This is a genomic window from Rheinheimera nanhaiensis E407-8, from assembly GCF_000296695.1.
Classification (GTDB): domain Bacteria; phylum Pseudomonadota; class Gammaproteobacteria; order Enterobacterales; family Alteromonadaceae; genus Alishewanella; species Alishewanella nanhaiensis.
Genome location: NZ_BAFK01000011.1, coordinates 53,797 through 70,305 on the forward strand (window position 1 = coordinate 53,797; position 16,509 = coordinate 70,305).

Here is a 16,509-nt window from a genome sequence, read left to right on the forward strand (position 1 = left end):
CCAAAACTTACAAAAAAGGCCAGTTGATTTAACCGGCCTTTTATCTAACATAACACAATGAATTTAAAGGATATTATTTAACATAAAAATTTCATTATGGGATATTTAGTTGTAGCTTAATTGCGGCATGCCTGTTCTAAATTTCCTATTTTGCTATTCCTAAAAATACTGCCAAACAACGTTCAATCTCTAGCATTGCAGAGCTATCGATTGAGCCTATCCGGCTACCTGCTTTTTCCCTGAGAATGGTTGTCGCTTTATCAATCATTACCTGAGAGTCTCTGGTTAAGCCGTTCTTATCGTTTGCCACCACGGTAAATCTGATTAGCGGTGCTTCTACGACTTTTGATGTGATCGGTAAAATTGTGATGCTTGGGTGTATGTCGAAATTATCTGATTGTATTATCAGGGCTGGCCGTGGCTTTCCGTAGTCGCCTTGCACAGCAACTGTTATTAAATCGCCACGCCTCATTCCCAGCCCTCAATATCTGTCAATGCATTCTCCATAATTTCCATTAACTCAGCATCATCTTTATCTGCAGATGCTACTAAAAGGCTTTGTTTGCGACACTCAGCTAAAAAGCCCTCAGCCCTAGTGTCTGGCACCCATATTTGAATTGGACGCAAACCAGCGCGCCTAAGTCGGTCTCTGTGTTGTTTAACTCTTGTCGCGATACTTGGCATAGCTATCTCCTACTTTGTTACATGAAACAGCTTAGCTCATAATGTTTCATGTAACAAGCTAGGTCTGTCAAAACAGTAAGGCTTTCTAGCCAGCTATCCGTTGTTTTTTAACCCATTCGACATGCTGTTTTATACTGGCATCGGCTTGCAGCTGTTCTATGCTATTGAGCCGTTTCGCTAATGCCATTTCATCGTACAAGGTGTGAATACCTTTACCTTTGTGGCATAAACCTGTGCCTGGTGCTTTTGCTCAGCCACGTCAGTATTATGCTGGCTGATAAAACGCCGGGTCCATTTCAGATAGCCCTGTATTCACTAAGTTTTACTCTGCTACCACCAGACTAATCGGTTACTGGTTTAATACCTACCTGGGTAGCTTCACCAGCATCGTTAACCTGCCGTACCGTTAACAGTAATTGATCTAACTGCACCTGGTCGCCAATAACCACGCGGCGGTGGAAGCGCTGTGCGATATAACCGGCCAGTGTTTGCTGGCTATCCTGATCAGCGAGATTAATGGTATAGAACGCATCTAAATCGCGCAGGCTGATATTGCCATTTAGCACGAAGTCACCGAAGAAGTTACTGTTACTCAGTACAGATTTTTCTGCATCTTTGGCCAGCACTTCACTGATTTTCTGCACGTGTTTTAACTTTGCCAGCACCATAATGGTGTCTTTCGCCGTGAATGCCGGTTTTTTCTCCGGCAAAATCCACTCGCCATCGCGGATCAGGCCTAAAAACTGGATCGGCTGTTTAAACTGTAAGTCAGACCAACTGAGCGCTAACACCGGTGAGCTGTCAGTTACGTTAAATGCCAACACCTCCATCACATCATTACTGGGCACGGCATCCAGCGGCATCGCCTGATCCGGCGCGACCTCTTTTGGCACCTCCAGCTTTAACCAGCGCGCTACCGGTACTATGCTCCAGCCCTGCAACACCAGAGATACGATTACCACCACAAAAGCCACATCGAAATACAAATGCTCGTCTGGCATACCGGCCAACCAGGGAAACAACGCCAGTATAATGGGCACTGCCCCGCGCAGCCCGACCCAACTGATAAACAACTGGTCGCGGGCCGGAAAGCGAAAAGGTATTAAGCTGACCAGCACAGCAATGGGACGGGCAATAAAAATAAGTACGCCTGCCAGCAGTAATGCCGGCACCAGGTGATCAAGTAAATTAGTGGGTACCACCAATAAACCTAACATCAGAAACATACTGATTTGGCTGATCCAGGCCAAGCCGTCATGCATGCGTAAGATGTGGATAATTTGTGGCAAGCGCGCATTGCCAACCAGGTAACCCATTAAATAAACAGCCAAAAAGCCACTGCCACCAAAGGTGTTAGTCACGGCATAAATAAAGATACAACTGGCCACTGCCAACAGCGGGAAAAATGCAAAGCTAAGCGGTAACTTGCGGCACAAGAGCACAAAAATACGCCCTGCGGCATAGCCCATTACGGCGCCAACGATGGCTTGTTGTAAAAAGGTTTGTGCTACGCCCCAGCCTAACGGCTCACCCTGCGCCAATACCCCAACCAGCGTCAGTGTTAGTATTACCGCCATAGGGTCGTTACTGCCCGACTCTATTTCCAGCGTTGATGCTACCCGCTCTTTTATTCTCAGGCCCTGTGATTGGAAGATCGAAAACACGGCAGCAGCATCGGTAGAACTTAAAATAGCGCCAAGCAGAAGGCCTTGCAGTAAGGTCAAATCAAGTAAATAAGCGGCGGCAACCCCCACGATGCCACAGGTTAGCACCACACCGACGGTAGCCAGCATTGAAGCCGGCGCCAGTGCTACACGAAAGCGCTGCGGGTGGGTGCGCATACCGCCGTCAAACAGAATAATGACTAACGCGATAGAGCCAATCAGAAACGCAACCTGAGGGTTGTCGAACTGGATGCCAACCAGGCCTTCTTCGCCAGCCAGCATACCGATGATCAGAAACACCAATAGCATGGGCGCGCCTAAACGCGCCGAGATAAGGGTAGCTATGATGCTAATTACAAAAAGAAAACCGCCAATTAATATCGCGAGGTTTATGCCATCCACCCTAACCTCCTGATTAATTATGCGTTTGAGATCTCCCGAACGATGGCATGTAGCGCATCCAACGGCTGGGCCGCCTTAGTGATTGGCCGGCCTATTACCATATAATCAACCCCGGCAACAACGGCCTGGGCTGGTGTCATCACGCGCTTTTGGTCGTCCTGGCTGCTGCTGGCCGGGCGTATGCCGGGCGTCACCAGCATAAAGTCTTTACCACATTGCTGTTTTAACAGTGTAGCTTCCTGCGCTGAACATACCACACCATCCAAACCAGCCTGCTGCGTAAGCGCCGCCAGCTTCAGTACCTGTTGTGCCGGTGTTAGCGTAATACCCAGTTCCGTTAAGTCTGCCTGCTCCATACTGGTTAACACTGTAACAGCAATAAGGTGAGGTTTATCAGTACCATAGGATACCAAAGATTCCCGCGCGGCGCTCATCATTTTACTGCCACCGCTGGCATGCACATTCACCATCCATACACCAAGATCCGCAGCGGCTTTTACGGCTTTAGCCACCGTATTGGGAATGTCATGAAATTTTAGATCTAAAAAGACGTCAAAGTTGCGCTGTTGCAGCTGCTGCACAAACTGCGGACCAAAATGGGTAAACATTTCTTTGCCTACTTTCAACCGGCACAGTGCCGGGTCAAGTTGACTCACTAAGTTAAGCGCCTGATTTTGCTGCTCAAAATCCAGTGCAACGACGACAGGGGTCTGACACGACATAGGGTTTCCTTTGACTAACGGCCATCAATACCAGCAATTGGCTCCACGGTTTCCCATTGCTGGCAGGACGGACACAACCAATAATGATTGCGGGTATTAAAGCCGCAATTGCGGCAGCTATATAATGATTTTTTTGCCAGATAGGCATTTACCAGCTCTTCTACCGACGACAGCGCTTCAGCTGCGGGTGCAGAGTGTTGCTGGCGTACTTTAAGCAGCTGCTGAAACACCCGGATACTGGGCGAAGCAGCTAATTTATCCAGTAAAAACTGCTCGGCCGCGGCGGTAGAGCCATGTTGTGCCAGCCACTGCCCTAACAGCACCACCGCACTGGTATTATGTTGTTTATTCACCAACCGGCTTAACAGCTGATACCACTCTTCGTCGCTCAGTTGGCAGTTGGCCAACAGCGGCAGCAGATCTGCGCTCCACTGTGGCTTGTGTTCAATAATGTATAACAGTGCCGATTTAGCCAGCGTTATATCCTGCTGCGCCAATGCCTGCTTCGCCAACTCAAACTTAGGCCGGATAGCCGCCGGATAATGCTCGGCCAACGTCAGCAGCAACTGTTGCCGGTTTTCATCCTGCAAGCTGGCTTCTACCTGCATATTGGCCATGGCAATCCGTAGCGAGCGCGATTCAGTGCCATCTACTGCCGTCTGGTAGGTCGCAGCTTTGTGCCACTCATGGGTAGCAACAAAGATGCTAAATAACTGTTTTAACGCCATATCGGCTAGCTTCGGTGATTTAACCAGGCTAACCAGCAGTTTTTCTGCCCGGTCATATAAACCGGCGCAAAAGTAATCTTTGGCCAGTTCGAACTGTATTTGCTGTGCCTGCGGCTTGGGCAGTTTTAATTGATGTAACTTTTCGTGAATACGGATAGCTTTATCCCAATCACCTTTGCGGCGGAATAAATTAGCCAGTGCCAGATAGGTTTCAATGGTGGCGGCTTCGATATCCAACAGCTCTAACAACTGCTCTATCGCTTTATCTTCTTGATCGGTTAGTAAAAAGTTTAAGCCGGAAGATAAGTTGCGGGTGATATTGGCGCGGCCTTTTAATTCTTTATGCTTCAGGCTGTTACGCCCCATAAACCAGCCATAGGCTGCTGCAACCGGCAATAATAAAAACAGCAGCTCCAGCATGATTTAACGCTGATCCGCTGTTTTACGCAGCCAACCTTTAGCTTTGCGTTGCAAGGAGTACAGCATGGCAATAAGCAGGCCCAGTAACACGCCCAATAACAAGAAAATCAGTGCAATATCTACTACCCGTAACTGCACACTGATAATAAGAAGATGTAAATCAGCTAATTGCTGGTTAATTGAACCAAACAGCACCCCTACTACCACCAGGGCTACCAGTACGGCGATAAAAAGTAGTCTGCGCAAGGGAAACTCCGTTTACGCCTGCAAACTCAATAGTTTGAGATCAGGTGTTGTCTTTTACCCGGTCACGTAATTCTTTACCTGGCTTGAAATGCGGTACATATTTACCGTCCAGTTCAACTTTGTCACCGGTTTTTGGATTGCGGCCGACACGAGGCGCACGGTAATGCAGTGAAAAACTGCCAAAGCCACGAATTTCAATGCGTTCGTTGCTTGAAAGCGATTGTGCCATCTGCTCGAGGATTTCTTTAACTGAAGCTTCAACATCCTTGACCTGAATATGGGGGAAATCAGTAGCTAATTTTTCAATTAATTCAGACTTGGTCATAGACCCTCCGGCAAACCTGCTGTTGGATAAAGCAGGAGGCATAAGCCCCCTGCTTTGTTAGCAATTAATCCTGCTTCTGAGCAGCTTTAAATGCTTCGGCCATAGCGTTACCACCAAAATCAGCTTCTTGTTGCTTGCTGTTGATAGTGTCCATAGCTTCTTTTTCTTCAGCTTCGAATTTCGCTTTGATTGACAGGCTGATTACGCGGTTTTTGCGATCAACGCCCATTAAACGAGCTTCAACTTCTTCGCCTACTTTCAGTACTGTAGTCGCATCTTCGATACGCTCACGCGCGATGTCAGATACACGGATGTAGCCTTCTACACCACCTTCTAACATAACAGTAGCGCCTTTAGCGTCAACGGCAGTTACTTCACCTTTAACGATAGCACCTTTTTTGTTGTCAGCAAGGTAGCCGTTGAATGGATCTTCATCCAGCTGCTTGATACCTAAAGAAATACGCTCGCGCTCTGGGTCAACTTGCAGTACAACAGCGTGTACTTCGTCGCCTTTCTTGAACTCACGTACCGCTTCTTCGCCAGTGGCGTTCCAGCTGATGTCTGATAAGTGAACCAGACCATCGATGCCGCCGTCCAGGCCGATGAAGATACCGAAGTCAGTGATTGACTTGATCTTACCGCTTACACGGTCACCCTTGTTGAAGCCCTTCGCGAACTCTTCCCATGGGTTAGCTTTACACTGTTTCAGGCCTAATGAAATACGACGACGTTCTTCGTCGATTTCCAGTACCATAACTTCAACAGAGTCACCCAGGTTAACCACTTTAGATGGGTGGATGTTCTTGTTGGTCCAGTCCATTTCTGAAACGTGTACTAAGCCTTCAACGCCTTCTTCGATTTCAACGAAGCAGCCATAGTCAGTCAGGTTAGTTACGCGACCAGTGATTTTCGCACCTTCTGGGTAACGTGAAGCGATAGCTGCCCACGGATCTTCGCCCATTTGCTTCAGGCCTAAAGATACGCGCTGCTTCTCGCGGTCGAATTTCAGTACTTTTACCGGAATTTCGTCGCCAACATTAACGATTTCGCTTGGGTGCTTAACGCGCTTCCACGCCATATCAGTGATATGCAGTAAGCCGTCTACGCCGCCTAAGTCTACGAATGCACCGTAGTCAGTCAGGTTCTTAACGATACCTTTAACTTCCATGCCCTCTTCCAGCGTTTCTAACAGCTGGTCGCGCTCATGGCTGCTTTCTGATTCAATAACCGCACGACGTGATACCACCACGTTGTTACGCTTCTGATCCAGCTTGATAACTTTGAACTCAAGTTCTTTGTTTTCCAGGTGCAGCGTGTCACGCACCGGACGTACGTCTACTAATGAACCAGGCAGGAATGCACGAATACCGTCAACTTCAACCGTGAAGCCACCTTTAACTTTACCAGTGATAACACCGATAACCGTTTCTTTGTCTTCACAAGCTTTTTCCAGGCGTACCCAGGCTTCGTGACGTTTGGCTTTTTCGCGTGATAACAGCGTTTCGCCGAAACCGTCTTCGATAGCGTCTAAAGCTACGTCAATGATATCGCCTACGCTAACTTCGATTTCGCCGTTCAGAGATTTGAACTGCTCAACCGGAATAGCGGCTTCTGATTTCAGACCGGCGTCAACCATAACGACGTCTTTCAGAACGGCAACAACAGTACCTTTAACAATGGCACCCGGACGGGTTTCGATGGCTTTGAGGCTTTCCTCAAATAATTGTGCAAAATTTTCAGTCATATTCACTTTTTCAGTTAAGTGCTCCACGCTGCATCATGCGTTGTGGGGTTGCTACATTTACCTGATTAAATCCGTTTATCAGGCTGTCCAAAGCGCGGTTTTGGCCTGGTTCACACCACTGCCGGCAACTTCATGCCAACGTAGTTCAGTACCTCATCCAACACTTGTTCAATGGTTTTACTGGTCGAATCCAGGATATACGCATCAGCAGCCGGTTTTAGTGGTGCTGTGGCGCGGTTCATATCGCGCTCGTCTCTGGCCCGAATTTCGCCCAAAAGGTCGCCGATGTTAACATCAAAGCCCTTTTCTTTCAACTCTAAAAAGCGCCGTCTGGCGCGCTCTTCGGCGGTGGCGGTTAAAAAGATTTTAACTTCAGCCTGCGGGAACACCACAGTACCCATGTCTCTGCCATCAGCGACCAAACCTGGCTGCTCGGCAAAAGCGCGTTGACGCCGCAACAAGGCTTCACGCACCCGCGGTAGCGAAGCAATTTTTGACGCTACATCAGCCACTTCCTGCGTGCGAATGGTATGGGTAACATTTTCGCCTTCCAGCGTAATGCGCACATTGCCCTGCTCGTCACTGCCAAACTGCACATCCAGGTGCGCGGCTAACGGCTGCAGTGCTTCTTCGTCATCACAAGCAATCTGATGATGCATCGCAGCCAGGGCGAGCACGCGGTAAATAGCGCCACTGTCGAGTAATTGCCAGCCCAAACGTTGGGCTACTAAGCGGCAAATGGTGCCTTTGCCTGCACCACCCGGGCCATCTATGGTAATTACTGCTGCAGAATGTGGCATCCTACCCCCTTGTCAAACTGCTGGTTAATCGGATTAAAAAACGGCGCTATTATACAGCTTTTCGTGACAAAATCTGTGTTTAATTCAGTTAAAACGCAGGAAAAGCGCACAGCCAGACGGCTGTGCATCTACATGAAAATGCCGCTAGAGGGCTAAACGGGCAAAGGTATCAAAGTAGCCCGGGAAGGTTTTAGCGGTGCAATCCGGATCTTCAATAGTAACCGGCGTATCACTGAGCGCGACCAGTGAGAAACACATGGCCATGCGATGGTCATTATAGGTCGCGATACTGGCGTGCTTAAGCTGAGCCGGCGGCACAATTTTCAAATAATCATGGCCTTCTTCCACCTCAGCGCCCACTTTTCTAAGTTCAGTTGCCATCGCCGCTAAGCGGTCGGTCTCTTTTACCCGCCAGTTGTAGACATTGCGAATAACCGTAGGCCCTTTGGCAAACAAGGCGGTGGTGGCAATAGTCATGGCCGCATCAGGTATGGCGTTATAGTCACGGTCTATGCCGTTTAATTGGTTTCGCGTAACCATAATATAATCATCACCCCACGCAACATCGGCGCCCATAGCCGCTAACGCATCAGCAAAATGAATATCCCCCTGCACCGCATGCTTGCCAATGCCGGTCACTTTAATGCTGCCGCCTTTAATGGCCGCTGCCGCCAGAAAGTAAGACGCTGATGAGGCATCACCTTCTACCAGCCAGTGGCCCGGCGATTTATACAACTGATTGCCGGCAATGCTGAACGTTTTATAGTCGTGATGCGTTACGCTGACACCAAAGCGCTGCATCAGCGCCAGGGTTATATCGATATACGGCTTGGAGACCAGCTCGCCGATAATGTCGATTTCGCTATCGCCATCCAGCAGCGGTGCCACCATTAATACAGCCGTTAAAAACTGACTGGAGATACTGCCGTCTATTTGCATTTTACCGCCGCTTAGCGCTTTGCCGTGAATGCGCAGCGGCGGAAAGCCGTCGTTATCCAGATAGCTGATCTCGGCGTTTAGCTGACGCAGCGCATCGACTAAATGGCCGATAGGCCGCTCGTACATACGCGGCTCGCCGGTTAGCGTTATATCCACCTTAGATGCCGCCAGCGCTGCAGTAAGCGGGCGCATGGCGGTGCCAGCATTGCCTAAAAACATGGTTAGCGCATGCGGGTGGTTAAACAGGCCGCCAAGGCCGTGTACCTCGCACTTGGTACGACAGGCAGATAACTTATAGCTGACGCCTAACGCCGTTAAGGCGTTAAGCATATGCTTAACATCATCACTATCGAGTAAATTGGTGATAAATGTCGTGCCCTCTGCCAGTGCCGCCAGCAGCAGCACCCGGTTCGAGATACTTTTCGAGCCTGGCAGGTGTACTTCACCGGCCACTTTAGCAATCGGATTAAGGGTTAATGTTTTCATCCGTGTACCCGCTCAAATTCTTGCATAAAGCTTACCAGCGTTTGCACGCCTGCCAGCGGCATAGCGTTATAAATACTGGCCCGCATACCGCCTACCATACGGTGGCCTTTCAGTGCCAATAGGCCATGCTGTTCGGCCTGTGCCAAAAAGGTGTCGTTTAGCCGCTCATCGGCCAGGAAAAACGGCACATTCATCCAGGAGCGGTAAGCTTTGTCGACATCGTTACTGTAAAAATCGCTTTTATCAATATAATCATACAATAAGCTAGCTTTTGATTGGTTACGCGTAGCCATTTCGGTTACGCCGCCCTGGCGTTTTAGCCACTTAAATACCAACCCGGCCAGATACCAGGCAAAGGTAGGCGGGGTATTAAACATGCTGTCGTTTTCAGCCGCCAGACGATAATCCAGTACAGAGGGGATGGCCGTATCTTTTGCCGGTAGTAAATCGTCCCGCACTATCGCCAGCGTTAAACCCGACGGGCCGATATTTTTCTGCGCGCCGGCATAAATAACGCCGTAACGGCTCACATCAATTGGCCGCGATAAAATAGTAGAAGATAAATCGGCGACAATTGGGCTGTCTGTTTGCGGAAGACCGGTAAACTCAACGCCGTCTACCGTTTCATTCGGGCAGCAATGCACATAAGCCGCACCCGGTGTTAACTGCCATTGCTCTGGCGCGGTAATACTGCGAATACCACCGGCGCTTTTGCTGCGAATATCCTGAGTGTTAATCGCACCGTATTTTTGTGCTTCTTCTACTGCCGACTGTGACCAGGCACCCGACACGATATAGTCAGCCGTTTGGCCCGGCTTTAATAAATTAAGCGGCACGGCAGAGAATTGCCCCCGGCCACCGCCGTGCATAAACAGCACCTTGTAATTGGCTGGAATATTGAGTAAATCACGCAGGTCCTGCTCAGCCTCAGCGGCTAATTTGATAAAGGGCTTGCTGCGATGGCTGATTTCCATCACCGAACAGCCTTGTTGCTGCCAGTTAATAAATTCCTGCTGTGCCTGCTGCATTACTTCAACCGGTAGCATGGCCGGGCCGGCACAAAAATTAAACGTCGTCATTGTTACTGCGAGCTCCTGAATTAGCGTCTTTCTTTTACTGGCCTGGTTGTTCATTAATGCCGGCTTTGGCCGATCTTATTGGATAAATTACCAACAGCTAAAAAGCAAAACGAGCGCAGATGCGCCCGTTTTGTCTGGGTGTTACTCTTCTTCATCCTGCGCTAACTGAGTGTCAGTCAGCACAGTGTTGGCGGCCTTCTCTGCCTCGGCAGCTGCCAGTTCCTCAGCGTCCTGAATTTCGTCTATTTTTTCCACACCTACCACTTTTTCGTTATCAGCGGTGCGAATTAAAATTACGCCCTGGGTATTACGGCCGACTTCAGACACTTCATTAACGCGGGTACGTACCAGAGTGCCCTTGTTTGAAATCATCATAATTTCATCCAGCTCATTCACCTGTACCGCACCGACCACCAGGCCGTTACGCTCTGACACTTTAATCGACACTACGCCCTGCGTGGCGCGGCTCTTCGCCGGGTATTCCTGCAGTGCCGTGCGTTTGCCATAGCCGTTTTCTGTGACGGTAAGGATTGGGCCACTGCCGTTTGGAATGATTAACGAGACCACTGAGCCCCCTTCACGCAGTTTAATGCCGCGCACGCCGGTGGCGGTACGGCCCATGCTACGCACCTGATCTTCGGCAAAGCGCACCACTTTACCATCATCGGAGAACAGCATAATTTCACTGTTGCCGTCGGTAATACCCACACCGATTAAACGGTCACCATCGTTCAGATTCACGGCAATAATACCGTTAGAGCGCGGCCGCGAGTACTCGGTCAGCGATGTTTTCTTCACCGTACCATTGGCGGTGGCCATAAACACATATTTGTTTTCTTCGTACTCACGCACCGGCAGAATAGCATTAATGCGCTCGCCTTCTTCCAGCGGCAATAAGTTCACAATCGGCTTACCACGCGCTGTGCGACTGGCCAGCGGTAATTGATATACCTTCATCCAGTACAGGCGGCCACGGTTAGAGAAACATAAAATCGTATCGTGGGTGCTGGCAACTAATAACTTATCAACGAAGTCTTCATCTTTTACCGTAGTGGCGGCTTTACCCTTGCCACCGCGGCGCTGTGCTTCATAGTCAGACAAAGGCTGATATTTGGCATAGCCTAAGTGCGATAGGGTCACCACCACGTCTTCTTCGGTGATCAAATCTTCCATATTGATATCCAGCATATTGTCCTGAATATCCGTGCGGCGTGCATCGCCATATTGGGTTTTGATCGCTTCAAGCTCTTCGCAGATCACTTCCATTAACCGCTCCGGGCTGGCCAGAATGTGTAGTAATTCTGCGATAAGCTCTAATAGCTGCTTGTACTCATCAAGAATTTTTTCATGCTCAAGGCCGGTCAGCTTATGTAAACGCAGATCCAAAATGGCCTGAGCCTGTTGCTCGGTTAAGAAATATTTGCCGTCGCGAATACCAAAATGCGCTTCTAACCACTCTGGCCGCGCGGCATCTTGTCCGGCGCGCTCCAGCATGGCGCTAACATCACCTAACTGCCAGCCGCGGTCAACTAAGCGCAGCTTGGCTTCCGCCGGGCTGGGCGAAGTTTTAATCAGCTCAATGATGTCGTCAATATTGGCCAGCGCTATGGCTAAACCTTCTAAGATATGGGCGCGATCACGGGCTTTACGTAAATCGTAAACGGTACGACGGGTAACCACTTCCCGGCGGTGCAACACAAAGCACTGCAGCATCTCTTTTAAGCTTAACAGCTTTGGCTGGCCCTGATCCAAGGCGACCATATTGATACCAAACACTGTTTGCATTTGGGTGTTGGCATACAGCTGGTTCAGCATGACGTCACTGGATTCGCCGCGTTTCAGCTCAATCACTATACGCATACCGTCTTTATCAGACTCGTCACGCAGTGCTGAAATGCCTTCAATACGCTTTTCTTTTACCAGCTCGGCAATTTTTTCAATTAAGCGGGCTTTGTTTACCTGATACGGAATTTCGTTGACGATAATGGCTTCACGGCCGGTTTTCTCGTCGGTTTCAATTTCGGTTTTGGCGCGGATATACACCTTGCCGCGGCCAGTGCGGTAAGCTTCTTCGATACCTTTACGGCCATTAATAATAGCGGCTGTAGGGAAATCTGGCCCCGGGATATACTGCATCAACTCATGCAGTTCGATATCCGGATTAGCAATTAAGGCTAAACAGCCATCAATCACTTCAGTTAAGTTGTGCGGTGGAATATTGGTGGCCATACCTACGGCAATACCACTGGAGCCGTTAATTAACAGGTTTGGCACCTTGGTTGGCATAACCGCTGGAATTTGCTCAGTGCCGTCGTAGTTAGGCACATAGTCGACGGTTTCTTTATCTAAATCGGCCAGTAATTCATGCGCAATGCGTGCCATCCGTACTTCGGTATAACGCATTGCTGCCGCGGAGTCGCCATCGATAGAGCCAAAGTTACCCTGACCGTCAACCAGCATGTAACGTAAAGAGAAAGGCTGCGCCATGCGCACTATAGTATCGTAAACCGCACTGTCGCCGTGCGGGTGATACTTACCGATAACATCACCCACCACACGGGCCGATTTCTTATAGGCTTTGTTCCAGTCATTGCCCAGTTCCTTCATCGCAAACAACACGCGACGGTGTACCGGCTTTAAACCATCCCTTACGTCCGGTAAGGCGCGGCCAACAATAACGCTCATGGCGTAATCGAGGTACGAATTCTTTAATTCGTCTTCGATATTTATCGGAACTATTTCTCTGGCCAGATCTGTCATAAAACGCTAATTTCCCTTAAATCAGATAGATAACTCGCATTTGTCGATGTTATAAAGCGCGAGACAACGCGGGATTCTAACACAGAAAATCCCGCTTGCCATGCCCCAAATGCAGCGCAAAACCACCTTTGCCATTGCTGTCACCGTTACAGGCTTTATAATGCGCAAAAAACTAACGAGCAACGCCCATGACAAGCAGCCTGAATGTAGATAACCGCGAAATTGCCAAGTTTAACGATATTGCCTCGCGCTGGTGGGACCCTGATGGTGAGTTTAAGCCACTGCATCTGTTAAACCCGGTACGCTTAAGCTATATCAGCGATGAACTGCAGGGTTTATTTGGCAAAACGGTAATTGATATTGGCTGTGGTGGCGGTATTTTGGCCGAGAGCATGGCGCGTAGCGGTGCTGTGGTAACGGGGTTAGATATGGCCAGTGACTCACTGGAGGTGGCGCGCTTACACGCACTGGAAAGCGGCGTCACTGTTAATTACCAGCAAGCGACGGCTGAAGATTACGCCCAGCAGCATAGCGGGCAGTTTGATGTCGTAACCTGTATGGAAATGCTGGAGCATGTGCCTGCGCCGATGTCGGTTATTCAGGCCTGCGCCGATTTAGCCAAACCCGGCGCCACTTTGTTTTTCTCTACGTTAAACAAAACCGCCAAAGCCTATTTACTGGCCATCATTGGCGCCGAGCATGTACTTAAGCTGGTGCCTAAAGGTACGCATGAGTTCAGTAAGTTTATCCGTCCTTCTGAGCTGATGCGCTTTATCGAGCAAGCTGGCCTTGAGCTGGTAGATGCTACCGGCCTGCATTTTAATCCGCTGAAAAACAGTTTTAAAACCGGCCCGGGGCTGGACGTCAATTACATCGTGGTGGCGAGAAAACCGTTGTAACGCTGTTTTTTTCAGCAGCTAAATAGCCGATAGCTATAAAAAAAATATTGATAGAATAAATAAATTTAACCAGAAAAAAAGCTTGCACCCACAGCACTTTTCTTCGCACACTGGCACCGCGGTTAGCAGTTGCTAACCGCATCTTTCGTCCCGATGTTTTTCCGCGTTGTCAAGCCTTGCAAAAACCCCAGATACACACTATCTTGTGATCACTTTCATGCAAACCACTATATGTTGTGTAATTAAACAGCAATAGCGGATAATAAAATAGCCGTGCGCTACGGCTTGCAACCGTTAACAACAATTGAAATGGAAAGCAGCAGCAATGACTCAATCTCTTTTTGTCACTAAGCGTGATGGTCGCCGTGAGCCGCTGGATTTAGATAAAATCCACCGTGTGATTACCTGGGCCGCTGAAGGCTTGTCGAATGTGTCGGTGTCTCAGGTTGAGCTTAAATCGCATATCCAGTTTTACGATGGCATTAAAACTGAAGATATTCATGAAACCATTATTAAAGCTGCTGCTGATCTTATTTCTAAAGACAGCCCGGACTATCAATACCTGGCCGCCCGCTTAGCCGTATTCCATCTGCGCAAAAAAGCCTATGGCCAGTTTGAGCCACCGCATCTGTACGATCAGGTAGTACGGATGGTAGAAGCCAAGCGCTATGACGCCCATATCCTGGCTGATTACAGCCGTGATGAGCTGGAAACGCTGAATAGCTATATCGATCACAGCCGCGATTTAAACTTCAGCTACGCGGCGGTCAAACAGCTGGAAGGTAAATACCTGGTACAAAACCGCGTCAGCGGCGAGATATACGAAAGCGCGCAGTTTTTATATATGCTGGTAGCGGCCTGTTTGTTTGCTAACTACCCCAAAGCCAACCGGCTGGATTATGTGCGCCGCTTCTACGACGCCTGCTCAACCTTTAAATTGTCGTTGCCAACGCCCATTATGTCTGGTGTGCGTACCCCTACCCGTCAGTTCAGCTCGTGCGTACTGATTGAATGCGGTGACAGCTTAGATTCGATTAACGCTACCTCAAGTGCCATTGTTAAATACGTGAGCCAGCGCGCCGGTATCGGCATCAATGCCGGCCGCATCCGCGCTTTGGGCAGCCCAATCCGTAACGGTGAAGCCTTTCACACTGGCTGTATTCCGTTTTACAAACACTTTCAAACCGCGGTTAAAAGCTGCTCGCAAGGTGGCGTGCGTGGCGGTGCGGCAACCCTGTTCTACCCGCTGTGGCACTTAGAAGTAGAATCATTGTTGGTGCTGAAAAACAACCGTGGTGTAGAAGAAAACCGGGTGCGGCACTTAGATTATGGCGTGCAGTTTAACCGCCTGATGTACACCCGTTTAATTAAAGACGATTACATCACCCTGTTTAGCCCGTCAGACGTACCGGGTTTATATGATGCTTTTTTTGAAGATCAGGAAAAATTTGAACAGCTGTATGTGAAGTACGAAAACGACAGCAGCATCCGCAAAAAACGCTTAAAAGCACTGGAGCTGTTTACCCTGTTTATGCAGGAGCGTGCCAGCACCGGCCGTATTTATCTGCAAAACGTTGACCACTGTAATACGCACAGCCCGTTTAACCCCAAATTTGCGCCGGTGCGCCAAAGCAACCTGTGTCTGGAAATTGCGCTGCCAACGAAGCCGTTAAACGACGTCAACGATCCTGAGGGGGAAATTGCCCTTTGTACGCTGTCAGCGTTTAACTTAGGCGCCATTGACAACTTATCGGAACTGGAAGAGCTGGCTGAGCTGGCGGTGCGCTCACTGGATAGCCTGCTGGATTATCAGGATTACCCTATTCCGGCGGCGTTTCATGCCTCTATCAACCGCCGCACTTTAGGCGTTGGTGTGATTAACTACGCCTATTATCTGGCAAAGAACGGCGTGAAATACTCAGATGGCTCTGCTAATGCGTTAACACACCGCACCTTTGAAGCCATGCAGTACTATCTGCTGAAAGCGTCCAACAAGCTGGCGCAGGAGTTTGGCGCTTGTCCGAAGTTTAACGAGACAACGTACGCCGAAGGCATCTTACCGATAGATACCTACAAAAAAGATTTGGATAAAGTGTGCCAGGAGCCCCTGCAACTGGATTGGGAGCAGCTGCGTAAAGACATTACGACGCATGGCCTGCGTAACTCGACGCTGTCAGCGCTGATGCCATCCGAAACCTCATCGCAAATCTCTAATGCCACTAATGGCATAGAACCACCACGCGGCCATATCAGCGTTAAAGCCAGTAAAGACGGCATTTTAAAGCAGGTCGTGCCAGAGTATGAGCGATTAAAAGATAAATACGAGCTGCTGTGGGACATACCGAACAATAATGGCTACCTGACATTAGTGGCCATTATGCAGAAGTTTGTTGACCAGACTATTTCGGCCAATACCAACTATGACCCGAATAAGTTTGACGGTGGCAAAGTGCCGATGAAACTGTTATTGCAAGATTTGCTAACCGCTTACAAGTTGGGGGTAAAAACCATGTATTACCACAACACCCGTGACGGTGCATCTGACGTGCAGGACGATATTAAACCGGAAGCCCAGGGTGATGGCTGCGCCGGCGGTGCCTGTAAAATTTAA

14 protein-coding genes are annotated in these 16,509 nt (G+C 49.2%); 2 read left to right on the forward strand and 12 right to left on the reverse strand.

The window, feature by feature from the left end; translation table 11 throughout:
• Positions 1–145: 145 nt before the first annotated feature.
• From RNAN_RS10555 to gyrA, 12 genes are all read right to left on the reverse strand, one after another.
• Entirely contained in the window at positions 146–472 is a 327-nt protein-coding gene (locus RNAN_RS10555; protein ID WP_040552004.1) for a type II toxin-antitoxin system PemK/MazF family toxin, read from the reverse strand.
• On the reverse strand, positions 469–684 hold the full coding sequence (locus tag RNAN_RS10560; protein ID WP_040552005.1) for an antitoxin MazE family protein: 216 nt from the start codon (positions 682–684) through the stop codon (positions 469–471). The genes RNAN_RS10555 and RNAN_RS10560 overlap by 4 nt, the downstream gene beginning before the upstream one ends.
• Before the next feature lie 341 nt (positions 685–1,025).
• Positions 1,026–2,750 carry a potassium/proton antiporter gene (locus tag RNAN_RS10565; protein ID WP_008221579.1) on the reverse strand — a complete coding sequence of 575 codons (1,725 nt, stop codon included), beginning with the start codon at positions 2,748–2,750 and terminating at the stop codon, positions 1,026–1,028.
• A 17-nt stretch (positions 2,751–2,767) separates the two neighbouring features.
• The gene (gene pyrF / locus RNAN_RS10570) at positions 2,768–3,472 is read right to left on the reverse strand and encodes an orotidine-5'-phosphate decarboxylase (RefSeq protein WP_008221580.1); all 705 of its coding nucleotides are present in this window, start codon (positions 3,470–3,472) and stop codon (positions 2,768–2,770) included.
• 14 nt (positions 3,473–3,486) lie between these two features.
• On the reverse strand, positions 3,487–4,620 hold the full coding sequence (locus tag RNAN_RS10575) for a tetratricopeptide repeat protein (RefSeq protein WP_008221581.1): 1,134 nt from the start codon (positions 4,618–4,620) through the stop codon (positions 3,487–3,489).
• Positions 4,621–4,623: 3 nt separating this feature from the next.
• Positions 4,624–4,866: a lipopolysaccharide assembly protein LapA domain-containing protein gene (locus RNAN_RS10580; protein ID WP_008221583.1), complete on the reverse strand. Its 243-nt coding sequence runs from the start codon at positions 4,864–4,866 to the stop codon at positions 4,624–4,626.
• A gap of 40 nt (positions 4,867–4,906) precedes the next feature.
• Entirely contained in the window at positions 4,907–5,191 is a 285-nt protein-coding gene (gene ihfB / locus RNAN_RS10585; protein ID WP_008221586.1) for an integration host factor subunit beta, read from the reverse strand.
• Between the two features lie 64 nt (positions 5,192–5,255).
• On the reverse strand, positions 5,256–6,935 hold the full coding sequence (gene rpsA, locus RNAN_RS10590) for a 30S ribosomal protein S1 (protein WP_148275714.1): 1,680 nt from the start codon (positions 6,933–6,935) through the stop codon (positions 5,256–5,258).
• A gap of 110 nt (positions 6,936–7,045) precedes the next feature.
• Entirely contained in the window at positions 7,046–7,735 is a 690-nt protein-coding gene (gene cmk / locus RNAN_RS10595) for a (d)CMP kinase (RefSeq protein WP_008221590.1), read from the reverse strand.
• Positions 7,736–7,879: 144 nt separating this feature from the next.
• Entirely contained in the window at positions 7,880–9,160 is a 1,281-nt protein-coding gene (aroA, locus tag RNAN_RS10600; RefSeq protein WP_008221595.1) for a 3-phosphoshikimate 1-carboxyvinyltransferase, read from the reverse strand.
• A complete protein-coding gene (serC, locus tag RNAN_RS10605; RefSeq protein WP_040552023.1) occupies positions 9,157–10,239 on the reverse strand; it encodes a 3-phosphoserine/phosphohydroxythreonine transaminase in 1,083 nt (360 codons plus the stop codon). The genes aroA and serC overlap by 4 nt, the downstream gene beginning before the upstream one ends.
• Before the next feature lie 141 nt (positions 10,240–10,380).
• The gene (gene gyrA / locus RNAN_RS10610) at positions 10,381–12,999 is read right to left on the reverse strand and encodes a DNA gyrase subunit A (RefSeq protein ID WP_008221598.1); all 2,619 of its coding nucleotides are present in this window, start codon (positions 12,997–12,999) and stop codon (positions 10,381–10,383) included.
• A 188-nt stretch (positions 13,000–13,187) separates the two neighbouring features.
• On the opposite strand from gyrA, the gene ubiG reads away from it, so the two are divergent.
• Positions 13,188–13,898: a bifunctional 2-polyprenyl-6-hydroxyphenol methylase/3-demethylubiquinol 3-O-methyltransferase UbiG gene (gene ubiG / locus RNAN_RS10615; protein WP_008221600.1), complete on the forward strand. Its 711-nt coding sequence runs from the start codon at positions 13,188–13,190 to the stop codon at positions 13,896–13,898.
• A gap of 325 nt (positions 13,899–14,223) precedes the next feature.
• Positions 14,224–16,509: a class 1a ribonucleoside-diphosphate reductase subunit alpha gene (gene nrdA / locus RNAN_RS10620; RefSeq protein WP_008221603.1), complete on the forward strand. Its 2,286-nt coding sequence runs from the start codon at positions 14,224–14,226 to the stop codon at positions 16,507–16,509.